Raw genomic sequence first — 19,065 nt, forward strand, 5'->3', positions numbered from 1 at the left:
ACTTTTCAAGATTTTTTTAGACAATTTAGACTAAACAGAATATTTGAATGCGTTTTCATTATTGATGTAATAAGGGTTTACAGCAGTTCAAAAAGTTTTTCTGAAACGTTCATTTGTACACACTGAATGAACAAACATTCATTTTTAAGATAAATAAAAACCTGGCTTTTACTTTTTAGTAAAAGCCAGGTTTTTCTGGACGTCCCAGGAGAGATTCGAACTCCCGACCGACGGCTTAGAAGGCCGTTGCTCTATCCTGCTGAGCTACTGGGACATAATGTTAAAGTGTATCAAAGACAATACTTATTATATTCAAATATAATTTAAAAGTCAACGTTTTTTTTGAAATTTTATGAGAAGAGAGGTAAAAAACCTTCTCTTCTCCCTATATTTGGCTATATTATGCTGAAAGTGTACAGGTTAACTGCATGCTAGGAATATGTTTACCGCTTATATCGTAAAACTGCACGGTAGCTTCTGTACCATCCATTACTAGTATAGCATACGTACGTTCTTTTCTCATACGAGGAAGTAACATACTTCCTGGATTGATAAATAAAACTCCGTCCATGAGCTCAGCTCCAGCTATGTGAGAATGCCCAAAACAAACAACGTTTGCCCCGACTTCTCTCGCTTTGTAATGCAGATTCATCATAGACATTTTAACATTATATAAGTGACCGTGTGTAACCAGACACGTAGCTTCTCCAAGCGACTCTACTCGATCATTAACGTAAGATGCATCGTAGTCACAATTTCCTCGAACGCCTAAAAATGCAGACATTTCTTTGCTGTCTTGCGGCAACTCAGAGTCCCCACAATGGATCATCTTATCTACATCAGCATGTCTCTCTCTGATAGTGAGCAGCTCTTCTTGTAACCCGTGGCTATCGCTTACAATTAATAGTTTCACACGTCATCACTCCTTCTAAAATTGCGCATCAATTAGCGGTGCTAGTCTTTTTAACGCATTTGCTCGGTGACTAATCTGATTTTTTTGCTCTTTGGTCAATTCTGCCATGGAGCATCTCCATTTTTCTACAAAGAAAATGGGATCGTACCCAAAACCGTTTTCCCCTCTTTTTTCCTCCAAGATGTGCCCTTCACACGTGCCTTCTACAATTTCGGTTCTCTTTCCGGGCACTGCAATAGCAAGAGCGCAATGAAAGCGTGCGGTGCGCTTTTCAAACGGCACGTCATTTAATTTTTGAAGTACCTTCTCTATATTAGCATTATCATCTTTATTTTCACCAGCATAACGCGCGGAATAAACGCCTGGCTCCCCGTTTAAGGCATCAATAGCAAGCCCCGAATCATCGGCAATGACTGGCTTATTTAATGCGGATGAAATGGCCTCTGCTTTTAGCGTGGCATTCTCTGCAAATGTAACGCCCGTTTCTTCCACGTCTTCAATCTCAGGAAAATCAAGAAGTGATTTTACTTTAAATCCCTTCGGTGAGAAAAGTGTTTCAAAATCTTTTACTTTGCCTGCGTTTTTAGTTGCAATAATGATTTCACGCACGTTAATCCCTTACCTTTCTTTAACCGGAATGTAGGCAGCCAGGTGATCAAGAACTCCCTTTTGCTGTTCAATCAATTGATAAACACCCTTTTCCCCTAAATCTAGAAGATGGTTTAACTGTTCTCTCGAAAACGTCGATTCCTCTCCCGTTCCCTGTAATTCTACAAACTGTCCGCTTCCTGTCATCACAATATTCATGTCAACTTCCGCTGTCGAATCTTCTTCATAATTTAAATCTAAAATCGAATTTTCTCCATGAATACCTACTGAAGTCGCAGCTAAGTAGTCACGAATAGGAATTTCTGTGAGCTTGTTCTCTTCAACCAGCTTTCCAAACGCTAAAACCATAGCCACAAAAGCACCTGTAATCGATGCTGTTCTTGTGCCGCCATCTGCTTGAATAACATCACAATCAATCCAAATTGTCTTTTCTCCGACCTTTTCCAGATCGACTACAGAACGAAGAGCTCGTCCGATTAGACGCTGAATTTCCATTGTTCGTCCTGTGACTTTACCTTTTGATGATTCACGTATATTTCTTTGTGCCGTAGCTCGAGGCAGCATAGAATATTCGGCTGTAATCCATCCTTTTCCTTGCCCACGCATAAAAGGAGGCACTCTGTCGTCTATGCTTGCGGTACAAATAACCTTTGTGTCTCCCACCGAGATTAATACAGATCCTTCTGGATGCTTTAAGTATGAAGTATGAAGAGATACAGATCTCAATTCATTAAATTCCCTACCGTCTAAACGCATTAAGCATGTCCTCCTATTCATTCATTTATATGTAATAGTCTCTTCCATTTTAACTATAAAACAGCGGAAAGAGGTCGCTATTTCAGCAGACCTCTTTCTACTTAGTCCTTTACTAGTATAACAAAAATTTGTTTTTAAAAACTACCTGTGTTCACATTTTTCGGTCTTGAAACTGGTTCCGTTAATTTTTTCCCTTTTTCATCTTTTAGCGTTTTTTTGCCATTCACTTTAATGGCAACGCTGTCTACGGCTTTTTGTTCCGTCAGAGATAACACTAAGGAGTCGAGAACATGCTGAGAAATTTCCGTTCCTTTCAAATTCCCAAAGATGTTTTTATTAAAGTTCAGCGTTAACTCACCGTCCGCATACTTTGGAGCTGCTACGAGCTTTGCATCGGGATTAAAGTCTGTCACTAAACCTGATGCAGGCGCTGGTCCTTCTACAAGCTCGTTCACAATTGCAGTGTACATATCTTTGTCATCAGAAGCAATTCGTTTTGTGACAGGAACATAGTAAGTTTGTTTGCCCTCTTGAGCTAAGTAATAAATCGTAACTGGCTTCGTTTGAGTTACGTCAACTACTCCAGTATTATCAAAGTTAATGCCATCTGCTCTGCTCAACCCTTTACTGATTGGCGTATGATTTACAGGCATCTCATCTTTATCATAGCCGTTAATGCGAATTTTAACTTTATTTACGCCTTCAAACTGCGTCAGCGTCCAAGTGACGGCCTGCAGAATACGGAGTTCATCTTCTTTTTTATACTCAGCAAATTCAGGTGAAAAATCTGCTACCATCGTGCCGTCACTTTCCAGCTTTGTCCCTAAAACTCTTGTATCAGCAGGAAGAACCGCTCGGAAATTATTTGGCAATAAGTTTGTGACCGGTCCACCCTCTACTAAATATTCAAGAGACTGTTTAGCGACACCTTTTGATTTAGGAATTTCAAGCGTCTGGGGAACAACGTACCCGTTTTTATCAATTAAGTAGATTTCTCTTTTGGTAGGCGCAGATGTTTCTGCGGCTTTACTTTGTTTTTTATTAGCTTCCGTTACTTTCGCTTCAGTCGCTAATGATTTTTCATCTTTCACATAGGTGACATCCTTTGGCGGATCAATTTCCTTTGCTGCGTTATCCCCTCCGAAAAGTCCACAGCCGGATAACAATACAGATGTGGTCACCACGGCGGATATGAGAACAAGTTGGGTCTTTTTGGACATTCCTTTCCCTCCTCAGACTGTTTGTACTACTATGTATACGAGCTTTTTTGCATTTTAGACCAGCTCAAAAAAGTTTTTGTCCACAAGAAAAAACCGAGCATGATATGCACGGTTTTAAAGCTTGATATGTTCAACATTATATACAGGGTGCTCAAACCATTTAGATGCAATAGATTGAAACAGTTCTGTTGATCCTGTTGTAAAGAAGTAGTGTTCAGGCTCCATGTTTCTAGGAGCTAGTAAATTGCTATAAGAAAGAATGGCACTTACCTCTATTGCCGTTTCTTCGCCAGAACTGATTAACTGAACTCTAGGCCCAATTGCTTCTTGAATAACTGGCTTTAATAACGGATAATGCGTACATCCTAAAATAAGGGTATCCATATCTGTATGATAAAAAGGTTTTAATGTTTCTTTTACAATTCGCTGTGCTTCCGGTCCTTCATAATTACCGCTCTCTACAAGAGGTACAAACAAAGGGCATGCTAAATTTTCCACTTCCACTCTCGTATGAAGAGCGCGGAGTGCATGTGTATAGGCTTGACTTTTCACGGTTCCGTTTGTGCCGATTACGCCTATTTTATGATTTTTAGTTACTTTAAGCGCAGCGCGTGATCCTGGTTCAATGACGCCTATAACCGGAATATCGAGCTGTTCTTGAATTTCATCCAGCACAACTGCCGTAGCCGTATTACACGCAATAACAAGCATTTTAATATCTTTATCTACTAAATAATTAGTCATCTCCCACGTGAAAGCTCGTACTTCTTCACTAGGGCGAGGACCGTATGGGCAGCGGGCTGTATCTCCAATGTACATAATTTGTTCTTTCGGAAGCTGTCTCATAATTTCCTTTGCTACCGTTAATCCGCCCACACCTGAATCTATAACACCAATTGGTCTACTCAAAACAATCGCCTCATTTTTCTTTCATTTCATCATGCAATTTTCGTAACGTTATTCGTAAAACTTCCGTTTCACTCGGAGAGAAGTTTGCCAGTACGCCATTTAAATACGTTTGTCGCTTTTCAATTACTTCTTCGATAACACGTGCTCCTTCAGGAAGCAAATGAATACGCACTACGCGGCGGTCTTTTGGATCTTTCACCCGAACCACCAACTTATTTTTTTCCATACGATCTACTAAATCTGTCGTTGTACTACAAGCAAGAAAAATACGATTTGATAAATCACCAATCGTCATATCTCCACGTTCAAACAGCCACTGCAAAGCAATAAACTGAGGTGGCGTAATCGTATAGTCTTCTAAAATTTCTCTTCCTTTTTGTTTCACAATCGCTGCAATATGTCGAAGTGACTTCTCTAATTCTGCCACTGTATCCTCATTATTTTTTGCTGTCATACCGTAATCCTTTCCACCTATAAGTCTTATTTTCTATTATTTCTTTCAGTTAAACCCGTCTCTATTGTTTCTCTTTTCTATTTTATATTGTGCTCTTTTTTCAGTGATTTTTCAAGGTTAACATGAGGATTCTACAACGTTCATCATAAGTCTACATACTCTCATTCAGCATTAAAAAACAGCTGTTCCATAAAAGGAGCAGCTGTTTCTATTAATTATTGATATACAGCTCGAAAACTGAGCTGAAATCTTTTGTTGTGTAGGCTGTTTTTTTATCTAATAACCAAGAAAACGCAGCTTCGTTAATTTCTTTAAATTCACCAGCAACACTTCCACTTGTATTTCTTGTACTGCTTAGCGTAGAAGAAGCTAGCTGAATGCTTTGTTTAGCAAAATCGAGCGCAATTTCATTTTCACGCGTTATTTCAGATATTTTAAACAACGCTTTATATAAATCTTTTACCTCTTCTATATGCTTTTTGTGTACATCGATAGAAAACGTCTCCGAGCCAATTTTAAATTTAATTTCCACATCTAAATCGACAGTTCCAGCCGTTTCTAGCATCACGTTTGAAATGTGATTTGTGCTGTAGTTATAGCGGCGAAGCATTCGCTTTTTGCTTGTAGCACTTGTTCCATCAAGATGAATGAGCGCTTTATTGGTAAAGCAATATTCATCTGACTTTGATTTGATTAGAAAATAAATTTTTTCTTGTTCTTCATGCATAACGTAATCGTCTGCATCTACCTTGTCATAATCAACTGGCTTAATAACAGAACCAATATCACTTAGCCCTAATACATCAGCAGCCACTTTTCCAAACATTTCCCCATCTCCCTTTTAAAAACAATTGTGTTATTTTCATGTTTTAAGTGTACTGTGCAAATGAGGGGATGTAAATAAAAAAAAGGAGCTTCTTAAAAAGAAGCTCCACATTTATTAAAATAACAAATTTAAAATCATATAGATAAGTGCAGCTAATGAAGCTGAAATTGGCAATGTGATAACCCATGTAATCACCATGCGCTGTGCAGTTCCCCATTTTACACCTTTCACTCGGTGAGCAGAACCTACACCTAAGATAGAAGATGAAATAACATGAGTAGTACTGACAGGTAGATGAACAAACGTTGCTCCAAAGATAATGGCAGCACCTGTTAAGTCCGCAGCTACTCCATTAACAGGACGAATTTTCATAATTTTACCGCCAACGGTTTTAATGATTTTCCATCCACCAATTGACGTTCCAAGTCCCATTGCCACCGCACAAGCCAGCTGTACCCACCACTGAATCTCAGTACCGCTTTGCATATTGTTAGCAATAAGCGCTAGCGTAATGATACCCATTGCTTTTTGCGCATCATTCGTACCGTGTGTGTAAGATTGTAGGGCTGCAGTCAGGATTTGAACGCGTCGAAAACGCTTATTCGTTTTCGTCAAGTTATGGTTTTTAAACGTTAGTTTGATAATCGTATAGACGATATAACCTACTACAAAGGCTAGAACTGGTGAAATTAGAAGGGCTTCAATGATTTTGATGAAACCTTTGTAATTTAAAGCACCAAATCCAGCAGCTGCAATAGCTGCTCCTGCAATCGATCCAATAATTGCATGAGAAGAACTACTAGGGATACCGAAATACCATGTGATTAGGTTCCACGCGATAGCAGAAATTAATGCTGCTAAAATAACGACAGAACCATTTTGAAGCGTATAAGGATCAACGATATCCTTTGTAATCGTTTTGGCTACGCCCGTAAACGTCATAGCACCGACAAAGTTCATGGTTGCGGCTAAAAGAATTGCATGTCGCGGTTTTAAAGCTTTGGTTGAAACAGAAGTCGCAATGGCATTAGCTGTATCGTGAAATCCGTTGATAAAGTCAAAACCAAGTGCACCAACTACAATTAGAATGGTTAATATTAGCATCGAATCCATTATAATATAGCCCCGTTACGCATTCTTCATAATAACTGATTCTAAGTTGTTCGCAACCGTTTGACAATAATCCGCGATTTCTTCTAGCGTTTCATAAATTTCTTTATATTGAATAACTTTAATTGGATCTTTACATGTTGCAAATAATTGTTTTAGTGCACGACGATATAATGTATCACAATGTGACTCATACTCTTTAATTTTAATTGCATGTTCACTAATTTGAAGAAGCTTTTTCTCAGACAACAAATTAATAGTAATTAAAATCTCTTCAGCACAGCCTTGAATATTTTTAACAAATTCAGCTACATATTCATCAAATGTCGTAATTGAATGAATTTCCATTAAAGCAGCAAAGCTGTCGATGCCATCAAGTACATCATCCATGCTCATTGCTAGCTGTAAAATATCTTCACGCTCAATTGGAGTAATAAATGCTTTGTTCAACTCAGTAATCACTGTATGCACGTATTTATCACCTTTTGATTCATACGCTTTTAAAACATTGGCAAATTCCTTTAGGTCAGATACATTTTGAAGTTCAAAGCTGCCTAAAAAATCTGCTGAGTCCTTAATATTTTGGGCAATGTCCATTAACATTTCAGAAAACTTGTCTTTTTTTCTTTTGATCACGTTGCAATCCTCCATCCAATTTATCGAAACTTTACCACTCGTTTTTTCTCTCTATCTTTTTATATGTGTTCTAGTTTCTTTTTTCATTTAAAGTAATGGATAAAACTTAGCTGTTCATTACTATAACGAGAGAAACCACCTCTCTTGTGTATCAAAAAATTCTAAAAAAACAAACGTTTACCAGAGCAAAAGTCCCAAAAGGTGGTTCTTTTACTTATAGGTTATGCGATTCATTTTTTTACGCCAAGTCAAAAATTACTCCTATTATTGTTAATTGTCAATAACTTTTCAAACACATTTTTTTAGGTCTCTTTACAATACATTAACAATAATACGTTCATTCCTTTTAAAATAAGGGTTTTCAGAGTTTGTATAAAACTGGGATTTACAAAAACTTAACATTACTCCCCTTGTGTAAATAATAAAAGCCAGCTCCTTTAGAACTGGCTTTTATTATTTACTTATTATATTGCTGAAATACATTTTTTACTTTCGGCACGACGTAATGACTTCCGCCTTTATCTTCTACTCCTTCAACCATCATTGAAACGAGTAGGTTTTTCTGTTTTGTATCCACAGCTACAAACCAGCCGTTTTCCTGCCCTTTTTCACCTTGAGTTTTCTTTAATTCTGCCGTTCCAGTTTTTCCAGCTAGGGTTAACCCATCTATCTTTGCAGCATGACCCGTACCGTTTTTATCTTCAATGACATCAACTAAATCATTTTGAATTAATTGCGCCGTTTCTTTAGATATTACTTGTTTTTTCCATATTCCACTCTCATTACCGTTCATAAGAATAGGCTTTACTATGTTTCCATCGTTTACAATCGATGTATACATCAATGCCAAGTGGAGAGGATTCACTTGCAGTTTCCCCTGGCCATAGCCAGAGTTTGCTAATACTCCCTCATCTTTAATATCTTGATCACCTGCAATTTTAGACGTTTCAAAAGGATAATTAACAGGCATTTTTTGATTGAACCCAAACTGTTTTAAACCACTGTTAAATTTGTCTAAACCTAGCTTCAAAGCAGTCTGCGCAAAATAAATATTATCAGATGTAACATAAGCATCACGTAAATTAACATTCGGCTTGCTTCCCACTCGTGTTACGTAGAAATTTCCCCAGCTTTTATCTTTTTGCCATTTCTTCCCGCTGATTGATATACTTTCGTTTGGATTTACCGCACCTTCATCAACCGCTAAAGCTCCCGTGACTAACTTAAATGTAGATCCCGGGGAATACGTTTTGGTAAAGCGATTCATTAACGGCTTATCGGGATTCGTTGAAAGGGATTGGTACGTATTAGCATCGATTCCAAAAGAAAAAGAATTCGGATCAAAAGCTGGCGTGCTTACAAGACCTAATATTTCTCCCGTTTTAGGTTGAAGAGCAGTAGCTACTCCTTTTTCAGCTTTTAACTGTTCATAAAGGGATTTTTGAACATTCGTGTCTACCGTAACTTGAATGCTTTCCCCGTCTTTTGGATTCATTTTTGCAATTTCATTCTTTTTATTACCATCTTTATCTACAGTATAAATCGTGACGCCGTCTCGAGCACGAAGCTTATCTTCATATAAAGACTCTAAGCCAATCATTCCAGCTTTAGACTGAGCATTATAGCTTTCATCTTTATGCTCTTTTAAATATTCCGCTGTGACAGGCGCAACGTATCCAACTAAATGGGCACACGCTTCTTCACAAGGATATACGCGCGCATTTACCTTTTTTTGTTGAATGCCTTCTACTTTTTTCAAAGAATTCTCTAAATTAGAGGCGTCTTTTTGACTAACTGTTTTAATAGGAACAAATTGATTCTCTTTCACCCAAGAAGCGCTCAGTGCTTGATTAATACTTTTTTCTGAAAGAGCAAGAGTCTTGCTTAATTGTTGTATCGCTTGCTCGCCGCCTTTAGAAAACTGCTGGGGAACAACTCCAACTTGAATCGCTTCTCCGTTTTGAGCTAAATATTTCCCTGAACGATCCATAATTTCTCCACGCACGGCTGACTGAGTAGCTACTCTTACTTGCTCTCCTTGCTTAAGTCCTTTAAAAATCATATTAGGCTTCCAATTAATATACCAATTCTCTGTATCCCCTTGTTTTTCTTGAACCACAGCAGCATTTTCTTTAAATGAGATTTCACCGGCTACAGAGTTCATGTTTACTTCAAAAGGTAAAACAGCTTTATGGTCTTTTATTTCTAAGTCTTCTATTTTACTTGCCTTCACTTTAAGCTTGTCCGCTTCAATTGCATCATAGATATTTTTATATCGATTCACAAAATCTTTTTCTGAAATCGTCTTTTTAGCATCTTTAGACAAGTATCCATACATGCCTTTAAAATCTTCTTTATTCCACATAGCTACATATTTATCAAATCGATCCTGTGCTTTCTGTTGATCATTTGAGCAACCGGCAGTTATTAATAAGAGAATTGCCATAGTAAAAAATAGCCACCCAATTCGTCTCATGATGATTTTCCCCCTTTTTTCAATACCATTTCTCTATCATATAAAATTTTACATAAACTTTCCATCGGAAAGTTAAGATCAGGAATTAATTGGTATTACAACCCACTAAATTTACATATCGACAAAAAAATCAATAGGTAAATAAGAAAAAAATTGAACATTTTGTGAATATTTTGTGTCTTTTTTGGAAAGTATTTGATATAATAATTGTAAGAAGAAAAAGAATAGGAGGCGACTAAAATGAGAAGATTCTTACAGTTTTACTTTATGTTTAGTTCTCTGTTCTGTTTTGGAAGCGTTTTCGTCCTACTTATGTCTCAAGAATATTATTTTGCACCGTTATTCCTCACACTGGGCTGTTTAAATATTTTTCTCTTTAAAGTATATATTCAAGAAAGTCGAAAAGATAAACAAGCTGCACCTGAAAAACCTAAACCAACAATTTAACGAACTCGTCTCTCGGCTGAGATGAATGTAAAAGAAGAACCGGTGAATTTTTCACCGGTTCTTCTTTTACGACGTTGAAGCTTTTGGAAACCTATCGTTTGCAATAATCTCACCGATGCTTTCACTCTTTCCTTCACCGTCATCAATATTTAAAAGCGGGAACAATAACTCTCCTACGTGATAAGCCTCTTCTAAATGCGGATAGCCTGATAAAATAAAAGATTCAATTCCTAAAGCTTCATATTCTTTTATTCGTTTCGCTACATTTTCAGCACTGCCTACTAGTGCAGTTCCTGCGCCTCCCCGGACGAGCCCTACACCTGCCCATAAGTTAGGGCTAATCGTAAGTTCCTCTCGGGTTCCTCTGTGAAGGCTCGCCATTCGCTGCTGCCCGACTGAGTCATACCTAGCAAAAGTACGCTGTGCAGCTTGAATCGTGTCGTCGTCCAAATGCTGAATTAATCGATCGGCTGCTTGCCAAGCTTCTTCTTCCGTTTCGCGTACAATAATATGCAAACGAATCCCAAACTTAACGGTTCTGCCTTCTGCTTCTGCTTGCTTTCTCACAGCCGTTATTTTTTCTCTTACTTGTTCAGGAGGTTCGCCCCACGTTAAATACACATCAGAATGTTTTGCTGCAACTTTTTGTCCTGCGGGTGAAGATCCGCCAAAATAAATAGGTGGAGAAGGTTTTTGAACAGGTGGATACAACAGCTCGCTGTTCTCTACATGAATATGTTTTCCTTCATAATTAACCGTATCTCCAGCCAATAACCCTTTCCACACATCTAAAAATTCATCCGCAGCTTCATAACGTTCATCATGTGATAAGAAAAGGCCGTCTCCGACTAATTCTGCTGGATCTCCTCCTGCTACTACGTTAACTAGTAAACGACCTTTTGAAATTCGATCAAGAGTCGAGGTCATGCGCGCTGCCACGGAAGGAGCCATAATGCCGGGACGTACCGCTACTAAAAATTTCAAACGCTCTGTTTCAGGTATAAGTGAAGCAGCCAATAGCCACGGGTCTTCGCATGATTTCCCCGTTGGAATCAAAACTCCTTCAAACCCTAACCGGTCAGCTGCTTGAGCAACTTGCCGAAAATATGAATAGTCTGCTGAACGACCTCCTCGATTTGTCCCTAAATATCTTCCATCTCCATGGGAAGGAATAAACCATAACATTTTCATGATTCAACACTCCTTTTCGTTTGTTCTAGATGATATCCCAGCTCTTTTAATGAACGTTTAATTCTCACTTCTGCTTCTTCCGCAATAAACTCAATTTCATTTTCTTTCGTATAGGCCACCTCAGAATCAACAATATAAACTCCATGAATAAGAGCAGTAGCTCCTAAAACGGATAAAGTCGGCTTAAATACATAATCAAGAGCCAGTAGGTGAGCAATGGTTCCACCTGTGGCTATCGGCAGCACGGTTTTATTGTGCAAACCTTTTTCAGGTATTAAATCTAAAAATGTTTTTAAAATTCCTGTGTAGCTAGCTTTATAAATTGGGCTGACAATAATAACGGCATCAGCATCTGCCACTTTCTTTTGAGCTTCTTGAATCGCAGGGCTAGAAAAGTTAGCATATATTAAGTCTTCAGCGGGCAAGTCACGAACATGCACGGTTTTCACTTCATATTTTTCATCTTGTAGATATGCTGCAATATACTTGCTTAAAGCAGCTGACCTTGATTGCTTTGAAGGGCTTCCTGTAATAATTGTAACCTGGATCATTATCATCTCTCCTTTTAACTTATAAAACTGATAGATTTACAAGGATTAATACGTATATAAATCCTTCTTTTATTTTTCACCTGCGTAGCTGTCTCTCCATTTAAGAAGACGCTTTTCTAATACTCGGACAAATGAATCGGTTAATTTGCCTACAACAGCAAAAATAATAATTCCGACAAAAACTACGTCCGTTTGAGAAAACTGTCTAGCATCCATAATCATGTATCCTACACCTTCACTTGCTCCCATTAATTCAGCAACTACCAGTCCGAGCCATGCAATACCTAAAGACAATCGGACACCAAGTAAAATATTAGGAAGAGCAGCTGGTAAAATGAGTTTTGTGATTTGTTTCCATTTACTAAATTGAAGAACACGAGCAACATCAAATAATTTCGAATCAACGCCGCGAATGCCTAGATACGTATTAACATAGATTGGGAAAAATGCACCGTTTGCAATTAGCAATATCTTTGAAATTTCACCAAAGCCAAACCATAAGATAAATAAAGGCGCCAACGCAAGGTGAGGAACAGTTCTAAGCATTTGAATAGATGGATCCATATAGTGCTCCGTTTTCTTTGAGAAACCGACAATTACACCAAATAGTAACCCTAGTCCAGCTCCAACGGCAAAACCTATGGCAGCACGCAAAATACTGATTTGAAGGTTAGCTCCAAGTTCTCCAGATACGATGAGCTGTTTGAAAGAAAGTATGATATCAACAGGTGTAGGAAGTACAGTTTTGGATACATAGCCCGCAGAACCAATGATTTGCCACACGACAATAAGCAGAAGTGGCACGACAAGAGAACGAAGAAAAATCCCCTGCTTATTTTTCGCTTCTTCCTTTCTTTTTTTCATTTTTTGCAAGTGAGCTGCTGAAGACTGGACGTGTCCTGAAACCACAGATGTTTTACTCATTTTCATCACCTCATTTGTCTTTTAATGCTTTTTCAATAAATGAATTATCAACGACATCTCCAGTATCAATTTTCTTTTTAATAACGCCTAAAGATTGTTGAAAATCAGCTGTCCGCTGTTGTTCTGCAATAATTTCTTTAGAGGTTGGGCGATTATAGGCAGGATTATTTTTTAACACTTGTCTTACTACGTCTTTATCTAGATTTTTTTGTTTTGCTAAAATATCCACAGATTCTTCAAAATGTTCGTTTTGCCATTCAAGCGCTTTTTGATAAACTTGTAAAAACTTAACGACTAACTCTGGATGATCTTTTGCAAAGCCTTCTCTTACAATAGTAAAACCTGGTGAAGCAACCTTTAATGAATCGCCGTCTGCTAAAATGCGAGCTTCATTTTTTAAGTTTTGCAGTGAGATAAACGGTTCCCAGATTGACCATGCATCCACTGATCCATTTTCAAATGCTGGCTGAGCTTCGTCTGGCTGAAGCTGAATAATCTTTACATCACTTGGCTTCAACCCATTTTGGTCAAGAGCTCTGTACAATAAATTAAAACCGCTGCTTCCTTTCGCAACCGCGATCTTTTTACCTTTTAAATCTTTTACGCTTTTAATCTTGCTGTTTTTCCCTACTAAAATGGCATTTCCTTTCAACCCGTCGCTGGAATTAGCAATTTCTAAAAACGGAATGTCTGCGCCTTGACCAGAAATAACCGGTGAATTTCCAACTTGGCCGAAATCCAAATGTCCAGATGCTAAACCTTCAAATTGCGGAGGACCGCTTTGAAACTCTGTCCATTTAACATTTAAACCTATTTTTTTAAATTCTTTTTCAAACCATTTTTGGTTTTGTGCCAGCATTAAAGGACCTAAGCTTTGTTGGATACCAATATTAATTGTAACGTTTTTTGAATCTTCTCCGCTCGCTTTTTCTTTCGTCCCGCACCCAGCCAATGCGAGAACAAGTACAATAGCTGCGGTTAAAAGTAGTTTTTTCATCTGTTCTGTCCCCTTCTCTGTCTTATTGAATCTTTAATGTTCTCCTGCTTCTTCAAATTCTTTCAGTACTTGCTGCCTTAGCTGCTGAAACGGTAACTCTGTCTTTTTTCGCGGATGACTAATTTCTACTGGAACGACCCGGCTAATTTCTCCTGGTCTGGCACTCATAATCACAATTTTAGTTCCCAAGTAAATGGATTCATCTAAATCATGGGTAACAAAAATCATGGTTGTTTTTTCTTTTTTCCATATGTCTAGCAGCACATCTTGCAAATGAGTGCGCGTAAAAGCATCTAACGCACCAAACGGTTCATCTAACAATAAAACCTCTGGATTTCTTAAAAGAGCACGCGCAATAGCAACTCGTTGAGACATCCCCCCAGATAGTTCTCGAGGATAAGCTTTTTCAAATCCTTTCAGCCTGACAATATCAATTAACTCATCTACGCGGCGCCGAACGTTCGAATCTTTCAGCGATAAGTCAGCCGCTATATTTTGCTCTACATTAAGCCAAGGGAACAAGCGGTGTTCTTGAAAGATCATTCCTTGTTTAATGCTAGGTCCGGCTATGTACTTCCCGTTGATTTCAATACGCCCTTCATAATCCATATCAAGTCCTGCAATCATTTTAAGCAGTGTACTTTTTCCGCACCCGCTCGGACCAATAACGGTGATAAATTCACCTTTATTAATCGTAAGATTTACATTTCGCAATGCTTGAGTTACTTGTTCTCCTTTTTGAAATGAGCGGTTAACAGATTGAATGACAACACTCACAGCAGTTCCTCCTCCTTGAATTTTTAAATTAAAAGCTCGTTCATCTAAAAACACAAAAGCTCCTACCTGAAAAAGGTAGGAGCTTTCGGTTGACCGATCAGCCCGTTGCTATATTTAACTGATTTGTTATTGGATTATTTTGAATTTTATCATATTAATCCGATTTGTCAACTGCGTTTTATATATTTTATCACTTTGATTCTTGAGGATTTGGCTTTTTCCATTTAAATACTGAGTTTAAAAATCCGTATATATGCTTAGACTCCTTCGTTAACAAAGGGCCAATAATAGCTAAGATCAATACATAAAGCGCGGCGAATGGCTGAAGAATTGCGGATAATCCTCCTTCAATTCCAATGTTAGCCATAATGATCGAAAACTCGCCTCGTGACATAATCGTTAACCCAATGTTGGTAGAGGCCTTGTGTGACAGCCCGCTTTTTCTTCCTGAAATCATACCGGCTGTAAAGTTACCAATGATCGTAAGCGCAACTGCGCCAAGCGCAAGCCATCCTGCATCCCACAGCGTAAGAGGATCAATACTTAACCCGAAGCTGAAGAAAAAGATAGCTCCAAAGAAATCACGAAACGGTACGACAAGATGTTCAATCCGATCGCGATGTTCCGTTTCAGAAAATACAAGTCCAAGCAATAACGCACCAATTGCTTCTGCCACGTGAATTGTTTCTGAGAAGCCTGCCACAAAAAACAATACCGCAAAAACGACGATTATAAAGATTTCGTTTGATGAAATATTTAAAAGTTTATTTAGCAGCGGCGTGGCTTTTCGAGCAATGATAAAGAACAGCATCATATAGCCAAACGCAATTAAAATAGATGTTAAAGATCCAGCAAGCGATCCGTGGTCTCCAAGCACCAACCCTGAAACGACAGAAAGATAAACGGCTAAGAAAATATCTTCAAACATGATGATCCCTAATATCAGTTCCGTTTCTGGATTCGCTGTTCGTTTTAAATCAACCAATACTTTTGCGACAATTGCGCTGGACGAAATCGTAATAATTCCAGCGATAATCAGCACTTCAAGAAGAGGATTTCCTGTCAGGTATCCATACAATAATCCTAAAGTGAAGTTAATTAAAATATAAATAGATCCTCCCACCGCGATGGACCTGCCTGATTTAATTAGCTTTCCAACTGAAAATTCTAATCCTAAATAAAAGAGTAAAAAGAGAACTCCAATTCTCCCCATGAATTCAATAATCTCTTGGCTTTCAATAAACTTTAAACTGAATGAACCAAACTCAGGAGCATGGGGACCGACCGCCATGCCCAGCAGAATGAGGAATGGAATAATCGTAAATTTAAATTTATGTGCTAGTATAGCCGCTAAAGCTACTAGTAACAAAGCTGTCCCAACTTCAAATACTAAATGATCCAATTATGAACTACCTCCTTGTGAAAGCAATTCTTTAATGAGCGTTTTTAAATTTCCTCGTTCTCCAGAGATAACAAGCGTATCTCCTTCTTCAATTAACGTATCTGGTCCTGGAGTTGATAATTTTTTTTGCGTGTTTTTAATGACGGCGATGATAGTGACATCATAATTGCTGCGAACGTCAATTTCACCAATTGTTTTACTGTGAGCTTTCGCTTGTTTTTCAACTTTGTACCATTCAATAACTAAGTCATTGAATGCCACTTCAATGGTTTCCATTGCTTTTGGCTTGTAAATCATGCCGCCTAAAATTGCAGCTAGCTGTCTTGATTCCGTATCTGTTAACGTAATGTCAAAAATGCTTTCTTCTAAATCTTTTTGATCGAAGTGATAGATTTCACGTCTTCCATCATCATGAATGATAACGACTACGCGGTTTCCTCCGCTTGTCTCAATTTCAAATTTACGGCCGATTCCTGGTAACTCCGTTTCTTTAATCATCATTGAATGATCACTCCTATAAAGTTTTTAAAAAGAATTTTTTAATTTTGCCGCGTTATTTGCCTAGAAAATCCGCATAGCAAATAAGCCTAAGAATAGTTGGTAATTTTAGGTTTGAAGAAAAGGCTGTTGAAATTTCAACCTTTTTTATTTAATTGAGGTAACTTGATTGAAAGATTTTTGGGTAAAAAAGTGTTTTCTTGAGGATAAAATACGCAATTTGATGCGTCGGAATGATGAGTTTGGCACTCACCCATACTAAAGCAAAAGTTACTATCACACTTTGTATGAGAGATCCTATTTGTTTAACGCTGTGCTTAGCTCCTGGAGACATGTGCACGATATCCGTGTAATGCTGAACCGAACTTTTTGTGACCTTCACTTTTTCAAAGTCGTTATCAATAAATTTATCTGGCAAACTCGCAAAAGGCAAACAGAATATCATGCATAACAATAAGCTCATCCATATATTTTTCATCATCTCACCTCTCTTTCTTCTGAACTAGTATCTCCTTACTTAAAAGTATACGTACTCTGAAATTCAATTTCAAGCAATAAGTTTTTTTTATAAAGATTTACCTTTTTTATAATTTTTTCTTAACGTTATTCTTTTTAGATATGTATGCGACACTGAAAAAAATATACAAAAAGCTGGCTTTCTAAGAAGAAAGCCAGCTCATGTTATAGTTCAAGTTCTCCCATTCGAAGGAGTTCTACGACTGCTTGAGAACGCCCCTTGACTCCAAGCTTTTGCATCGCATTAGAAATATGATTTCGAACTGTTTTTTCGCTAATGAATAGTTCACTCGCGATTTCTTTTGTTGTTTTGTCCTGTACTAAAAGCTCGAATACTTCTCGTTCACGCTTTGTAAGTAGCGGTTTAGGTTGAAACTCTTTTTCTTTCAATGTAACCCTCCTTGCCTGATCCTGAGTTGAACTATCGGATGGGTGTAAATTTAGTCAACATATCTTATGTGCGGTATGCCTACGCGGTTACTAGTTTTAGAAAAAATATGCAAAAAACTCTTTTTCACCTTTAAAAAAGAAAAAAAGCCTGAAGAAAGAGCCTTCAAGCCATTTTCATATATTTGATAAACACCTTTTCATCTCTTCATTCCACGGGACGCTTTTTCCTGTTTCTTTAGAAATTTGCACCATTGTTCCTCTCCCGGTGAGTACAACCTCTTTTTGCTCATTTTGAATCATATAGTGTAAATCAACCGACGAACGTCCAATTCTATGAGCTTTTACAAAAACAGATAGCATGTTGCCAAAATACACTTGTTTGACATAATCGCACTGCAAATCAGCCACCACCGGTATCGTTCCCTCATGCTCACTCGTCCACTTTTGCATAAAGCCAATATGGTGAAAGAATTCCGTACGTATTTGTTCAAAATAAACAAAAGGAACCGTATTATTTAAATGCCCAAACATATCTGTTTCCGAAAATCTTACCTTGATCTCCTGCTTAAACGAAAATGACTCTTTCCAATGATCCATGTCTTCAATATACGAAATATTATTCATCTGTATTTCCTCCGTTCGTCATAGACAAAATAAAACCTCTCCGCATGGAGAGGTTTTGAGTGATTATACTTGATCGCTACCAAAGAAACTTCTGAATGCTTGAATTGTTGTATCGCGGTTCAAAGCTGCGATTGAAGTAGTCAATGGAATTCCTTTTGGGCATGATTGAACGCAGTTTTGAGAATTCCCGCAGTTCGCTAGTCCTCCATCACCCATAATCGTCTCTAAACGTTCTCCTTTATTTAACGCACCGGTTGGATGGGCATTAAACAGGCGAACTTGAGAAAGCGGTGCTGGACCGATGAAGTTTGACTTGTCGTTTACATTTGGACAAGCTTCTAAGCAAACGCCACATGTCATACATTTGGATAACTCATACGCCCACTGACGTTTCTTTTCAGGCATACGCGGTCCTGGACCTAAATCGTATGTGCCATCGATTGGAACCCATGCTTTTACTTTTTTTAGTGAATCAAACATACGGCTGCGGTCTACTTGCAAATCACGAACCACAGGAAATGTTTTCATTGGCTGTAAGCGAATTGGTTGTTCTAGTTTATCAACAAGAGCTGTACATGACTGACGAGGTTTACCGTTGATGACCATTGAACAGGCTCCGCATACTTCCTCTAAACAGTTCATTTCCCAGTTTATCGGAGCAACCTCTTTACCTGAAGCATCAACAGGGTTACGTCTGATTTCCATCAGTGCTGAAATAACGTTCATATTCGGACGATACGGAATTTCAAACTCCTGATTGTAAGGAGCAGATTCAGCTGAATCTTGACGTGTAATAATGAAGCGCACTGTCTTTTGGACTGTTTGTTGTTCACTCATTG

At 38.1% G+C, this 19,065-nt stretch carries 22 protein-coding genes and 1 tRNA gene; 1 reads left to right on the forward strand and 22 read right to left on the reverse strand.

The window, feature by feature from the left end; genetic code table 11:
- Positions 1-200: 200 nt before the first annotated feature.
- The 11 genes from ACFX4R_RS15255 to ACFX4R_RS15305 all read right to left on the reverse strand — a co-directional run bounded on the left by ACFX4R_RS15255 (position 201) and on the right by ACFX4R_RS15305 (position 9,909).
- A tRNA-Arg gene (locus tag ACFX4R_RS15255) sits at positions 201-274 on the reverse strand.
- A gap of 126 nt (positions 275-400) precedes the next feature.
- Positions 401-913, reverse strand: coding sequence for a metallophosphoesterase (locus tag ACFX4R_RS15260; protein WP_013059377.1), 513 nt, complete (start codon positions 911-913; stop codon positions 401-403).
- A 15-nt stretch (positions 914-928) separates the two neighbouring features.
- Positions 929-1,522 (reverse strand): XTP/dITP diphosphatase, encoded by a 594-nt coding sequence (locus ACFX4R_RS15265; RefSeq protein WP_013085142.1) that lies wholly within the window; start codon positions 1,520-1,522, stop codon positions 929-931.
- 9 nt (positions 1,523-1,531) lie between these two features.
- Positions 1,532-2,278, reverse strand: coding sequence for a ribonuclease PH (gene rph / locus ACFX4R_RS15270; protein WP_043976065.1), 747 nt, complete (start codon positions 2,276-2,278; stop codon positions 1,532-1,534).
- A gap of 134 nt (positions 2,279-2,412) precedes the next feature.
- Positions 2,413-3,498, reverse strand: a complete 1,086-nt coding sequence (locus ACFX4R_RS15275; RefSeq protein ID WP_162215007.1) for a GerMN domain-containing protein — start codon at positions 3,496-3,498, stop codon at positions 2,413-2,415.
- Positions 3,499-3,612: 114 nt separating this feature from the next.
- A complete protein-coding gene (gene racE, locus ACFX4R_RS15280) occupies positions 3,613-4,407 on the reverse strand; it encodes a glutamate racemase (RefSeq protein WP_025601441.1) in 795 nt (264 codons plus the stop codon).
- A gap of 10 nt (positions 4,408-4,417) precedes the next feature.
- Positions 4,418-4,861: a MarR family winged helix-turn-helix transcriptional regulator gene (locus tag ACFX4R_RS15285; RefSeq protein ID WP_162215008.1), complete on the reverse strand. Its 444-nt coding sequence runs from the start codon at positions 4,859-4,861 to the stop codon at positions 4,418-4,420.
- A gap of 211 nt (positions 4,862-5,072) precedes the next feature.
- On the reverse strand, positions 5,073-5,687 hold the full coding sequence (locus ACFX4R_RS15290; RefSeq protein ID WP_043976058.1) for a PH domain-containing protein: 615 nt from the start codon (positions 5,685-5,687) through the stop codon (positions 5,073-5,075).
- A 114-nt stretch (positions 5,688-5,801) separates the two neighbouring features.
- The gene (locus tag ACFX4R_RS15295; protein ID WP_025750624.1) at positions 5,802-6,800 is read right to left on the reverse strand and encodes an inorganic phosphate transporter; all 999 of its coding nucleotides are present in this window, start codon (positions 6,798-6,800) and stop codon (positions 5,802-5,804) included.
- Positions 6,801-6,815: 15 nt separating this feature from the next.
- Complete coding sequence (locus ACFX4R_RS15300; RefSeq protein ID WP_218039679.1) at positions 6,816-7,448, reverse strand: DUF47 domain-containing protein; 633 nt, start codon at positions 7,446-7,448, stop codon at positions 6,816-6,818.
- Between the two features lie 442 nt (positions 7,449-7,890).
- Positions 7,891-9,909 (reverse strand): penicillin-binding transpeptidase domain-containing protein, encoded by a 2,019-nt coding sequence (locus tag ACFX4R_RS15305; protein WP_237074113.1) that lies wholly within the window; start codon positions 9,907-9,909, stop codon positions 7,891-7,893.
- Positions 9,910-10,149: 240 nt separating this feature from the next.
- Between ACFX4R_RS15305 and ACFX4R_RS15310 the strand changes: the two genes are divergently transcribed.
- On the forward strand, positions 10,150-10,356 hold the full coding sequence (locus ACFX4R_RS15310; protein WP_013059387.1) for a hypothetical protein: 207 nt from the start codon (positions 10,150-10,152) through the stop codon (positions 10,354-10,356).
- A gap of 66 nt (positions 10,357-10,422) precedes the next feature.
- Here ACFX4R_RS15310 and ssuD read toward each other — a convergent pair whose 3' ends face one another.
- The 11 genes from ssuD to sdhB all read right to left on the reverse strand — a co-directional run bounded on the left by ssuD (position 10,423) and on the right by sdhB (position 19,063).
- A complete protein-coding gene (ssuD, locus tag ACFX4R_RS15315) occupies positions 10,423-11,547 on the reverse strand; it encodes an FMNH2-dependent alkanesulfonate monooxygenase (protein WP_043976051.1) in 1,125 nt (374 codons plus the stop codon).
- Entirely contained in the window at positions 11,544-12,098 is a 555-nt protein-coding gene (gene ssuE, locus ACFX4R_RS15320) for an NADPH-dependent FMN reductase (protein WP_165575775.1), read from the reverse strand. Before ssuE ends, ssuD begins: the two co-directional genes overlap by 4 nt.
- A 69-nt stretch (positions 12,099-12,167) precedes the next feature.
- Positions 12,168-13,022, reverse strand: coding sequence for an ABC transporter permease (locus tag ACFX4R_RS15325; RefSeq protein WP_016765676.1), 855 nt, complete (start codon positions 13,020-13,022; stop codon positions 12,168-12,170).
- Between the two features lie 10 nt (positions 13,023-13,032).
- Positions 13,033-14,019, reverse strand: coding sequence for an aliphatic sulfonate ABC transporter substrate-binding protein (locus tag ACFX4R_RS15330; RefSeq protein WP_237074112.1), 987 nt, complete (start codon positions 14,017-14,019; stop codon positions 13,033-13,035).
- Positions 14,020-14,052: 33 nt separating this feature from the next.
- Positions 14,053-14,796, reverse strand: coding sequence for an ABC transporter ATP-binding protein (locus ACFX4R_RS15335; protein ID WP_026106708.1), 744 nt, complete (start codon positions 14,794-14,796; stop codon positions 14,053-14,055).
- A gap of 190 nt (positions 14,797-14,986) precedes the next feature.
- The gene (locus tag ACFX4R_RS15340) at positions 14,987-16,198 is read right to left on the reverse strand and encodes a cation:proton antiporter (protein ID WP_025750630.1); all 1,212 of its coding nucleotides are present in this window, start codon (positions 16,196-16,198) and stop codon (positions 14,987-14,989) included.
- Positions 16,199-16,699, reverse strand: a complete 501-nt coding sequence (locus tag ACFX4R_RS15345; protein WP_013085158.1) for a cation:proton antiporter regulatory subunit — start codon at positions 16,697-16,699, stop codon at positions 16,199-16,201. It lies immediately after the preceding gene.
- A 148-nt stretch (positions 16,700-16,847) separates the two neighbouring features.
- Positions 16,848-17,174 carry a hypothetical protein gene (locus ACFX4R_RS15350; RefSeq protein WP_026106709.1) on the reverse strand — a complete coding sequence of 109 codons (327 nt, stop codon included), beginning with the start codon at positions 17,172-17,174 and terminating at the stop codon, positions 16,848-16,850.
- A gap of 203 nt (positions 17,175-17,377) precedes the next feature.
- Positions 17,378-17,602, reverse strand: a complete 225-nt coding sequence (gene gerE, locus ACFX4R_RS15355; RefSeq protein WP_013059396.1) for a spore germination transcription factor GerE — start codon at positions 17,600-17,602, stop codon at positions 17,378-17,380.
- Positions 17,603-17,776: 174 nt separating this feature from the next.
- On the reverse strand, positions 17,777-18,226 hold the full coding sequence (locus tag ACFX4R_RS15360; protein WP_043976044.1) for an acyl-CoA thioesterase: 450 nt from the start codon (positions 18,224-18,226) through the stop codon (positions 17,777-17,779).
- Between the two features lie 63 nt (positions 18,227-18,289).
- Positions 18,290-19,063 carry a succinate dehydrogenase iron-sulfur subunit gene (gene sdhB / locus ACFX4R_RS15365; protein WP_013059398.1) on the reverse strand — a complete coding sequence of 258 codons (774 nt, stop codon included), beginning with the start codon at positions 19,061-19,063 and terminating at the stop codon, positions 18,290-18,292.
- Positions 19,064-19,065 lie beyond the last annotated feature (2 nt).

It is taken from the genome of Priestia sp. YIM B13490, from assembly GCF_042787735.1.
In the GTDB taxonomy this organism is placed as follows: Bacteria; Bacillota; Bacilli; order Bacillales; family Bacillaceae_H; genus Priestia; species Priestia megaterium.

Coding starts and splice junctions, on each gene's coding strand:
- ACFX4R_RS15275 (WP_162215007.1), bottom strand. CDS start 3,498: ATGTCCAAAAAGACCCAACTTGTTCTCATATCCGCCGTGGTGACCACA.
- ssuD (WP_043976051.1), bottom strand. CDS start 11,547: ATGAAAATGTTATGGTTTATTCCTTCCCATGGAGATGGAAGATATTTA.
- sdhB (WP_013059398.1), bottom strand. CDS start 19,063: ATGAGTGAACAACAAACAGTCCAAAAGACAGTGCGCTTCATTATTACA.
- ACFX4R_RS15295 (WP_025750624.1), bottom strand. CDS start 6,800: ATGGATTCGATGCTAATATTAACCATTCTAATTGTAGTTGGTGCACTT.
- ACFX4R_RS15360 (WP_043976044.1), bottom strand. CDS start 18,226: ATGAATAATATTTCGTATATTGAAGACATGGATCATTGGAAAGAGTCA.
- ACFX4R_RS15290 (WP_043976058.1), bottom strand. CDS start 5,687: ATGTTTGGAAAAGTGGCTGCTGATGTATTAGGGCTAAGTGATATTGGT.
- ACFX4R_RS15350 (WP_026106709.1), bottom strand. CDS start 17,174: ATGAAAAATATATGGATGAGCTTATTGTTATGCATGATATTCTGTTTG.
- ACFX4R_RS15325 (WP_016765676.1), bottom strand. CDS start 13,022: ATGAGTAAAACATCTGTGGTTTCAGGACACGTCCAGTCTTCAGCAGCT.
- ACFX4R_RS15285 (WP_162215008.1), bottom strand. CDS start 4,861: ATGACAGCAAAAAATAATGAGGATACAGTGGCAGAATTAGAGAAGTCA.
- ACFX4R_RS15305 (WP_237074113.1), bottom strand. CDS start 9,909: ATGAGACGAATTGGGTGGCTATTTTTTACTATGGCAATTCTCTTATTA.
- ACFX4R_RS15310 (WP_013059387.1), top strand. CDS start 10,150: ATGAGAAGATTCTTACAGTTTTACTTTATGTTTAGTTCTCTGTTCTGT.
- rph (WP_043976065.1), bottom strand. CDS start 2,278: ATGCGTTTAGACGGTAGGGAATTTAATGAATTGAGATCTGTATCTCTT.
- ACFX4R_RS15330 (WP_237074112.1), bottom strand. CDS start 14,019: ATGAAAAAACTACTTTTAACCGCAGCTATTGTACTTGTTCTCGCATTG.
- ACFX4R_RS15300 (WP_218039679.1), bottom strand. CDS start 7,448: ATGGAGGATTGCAACGTGATCAAAAGAAAAAAAGACAAGTTTTCTGAA.
- ACFX4R_RS15345 (WP_013085158.1), bottom strand. CDS start 16,699: ATGATGATTAAAGAAACGGAGTTACCAGGAATCGGCCGTAAATTTGAA.
- ssuE (WP_165575775.1), bottom strand. CDS start 12,098: ATGATCCAGGTTACAATTATTACAGGAAGCCCTTCAAAGCAATCAAGG.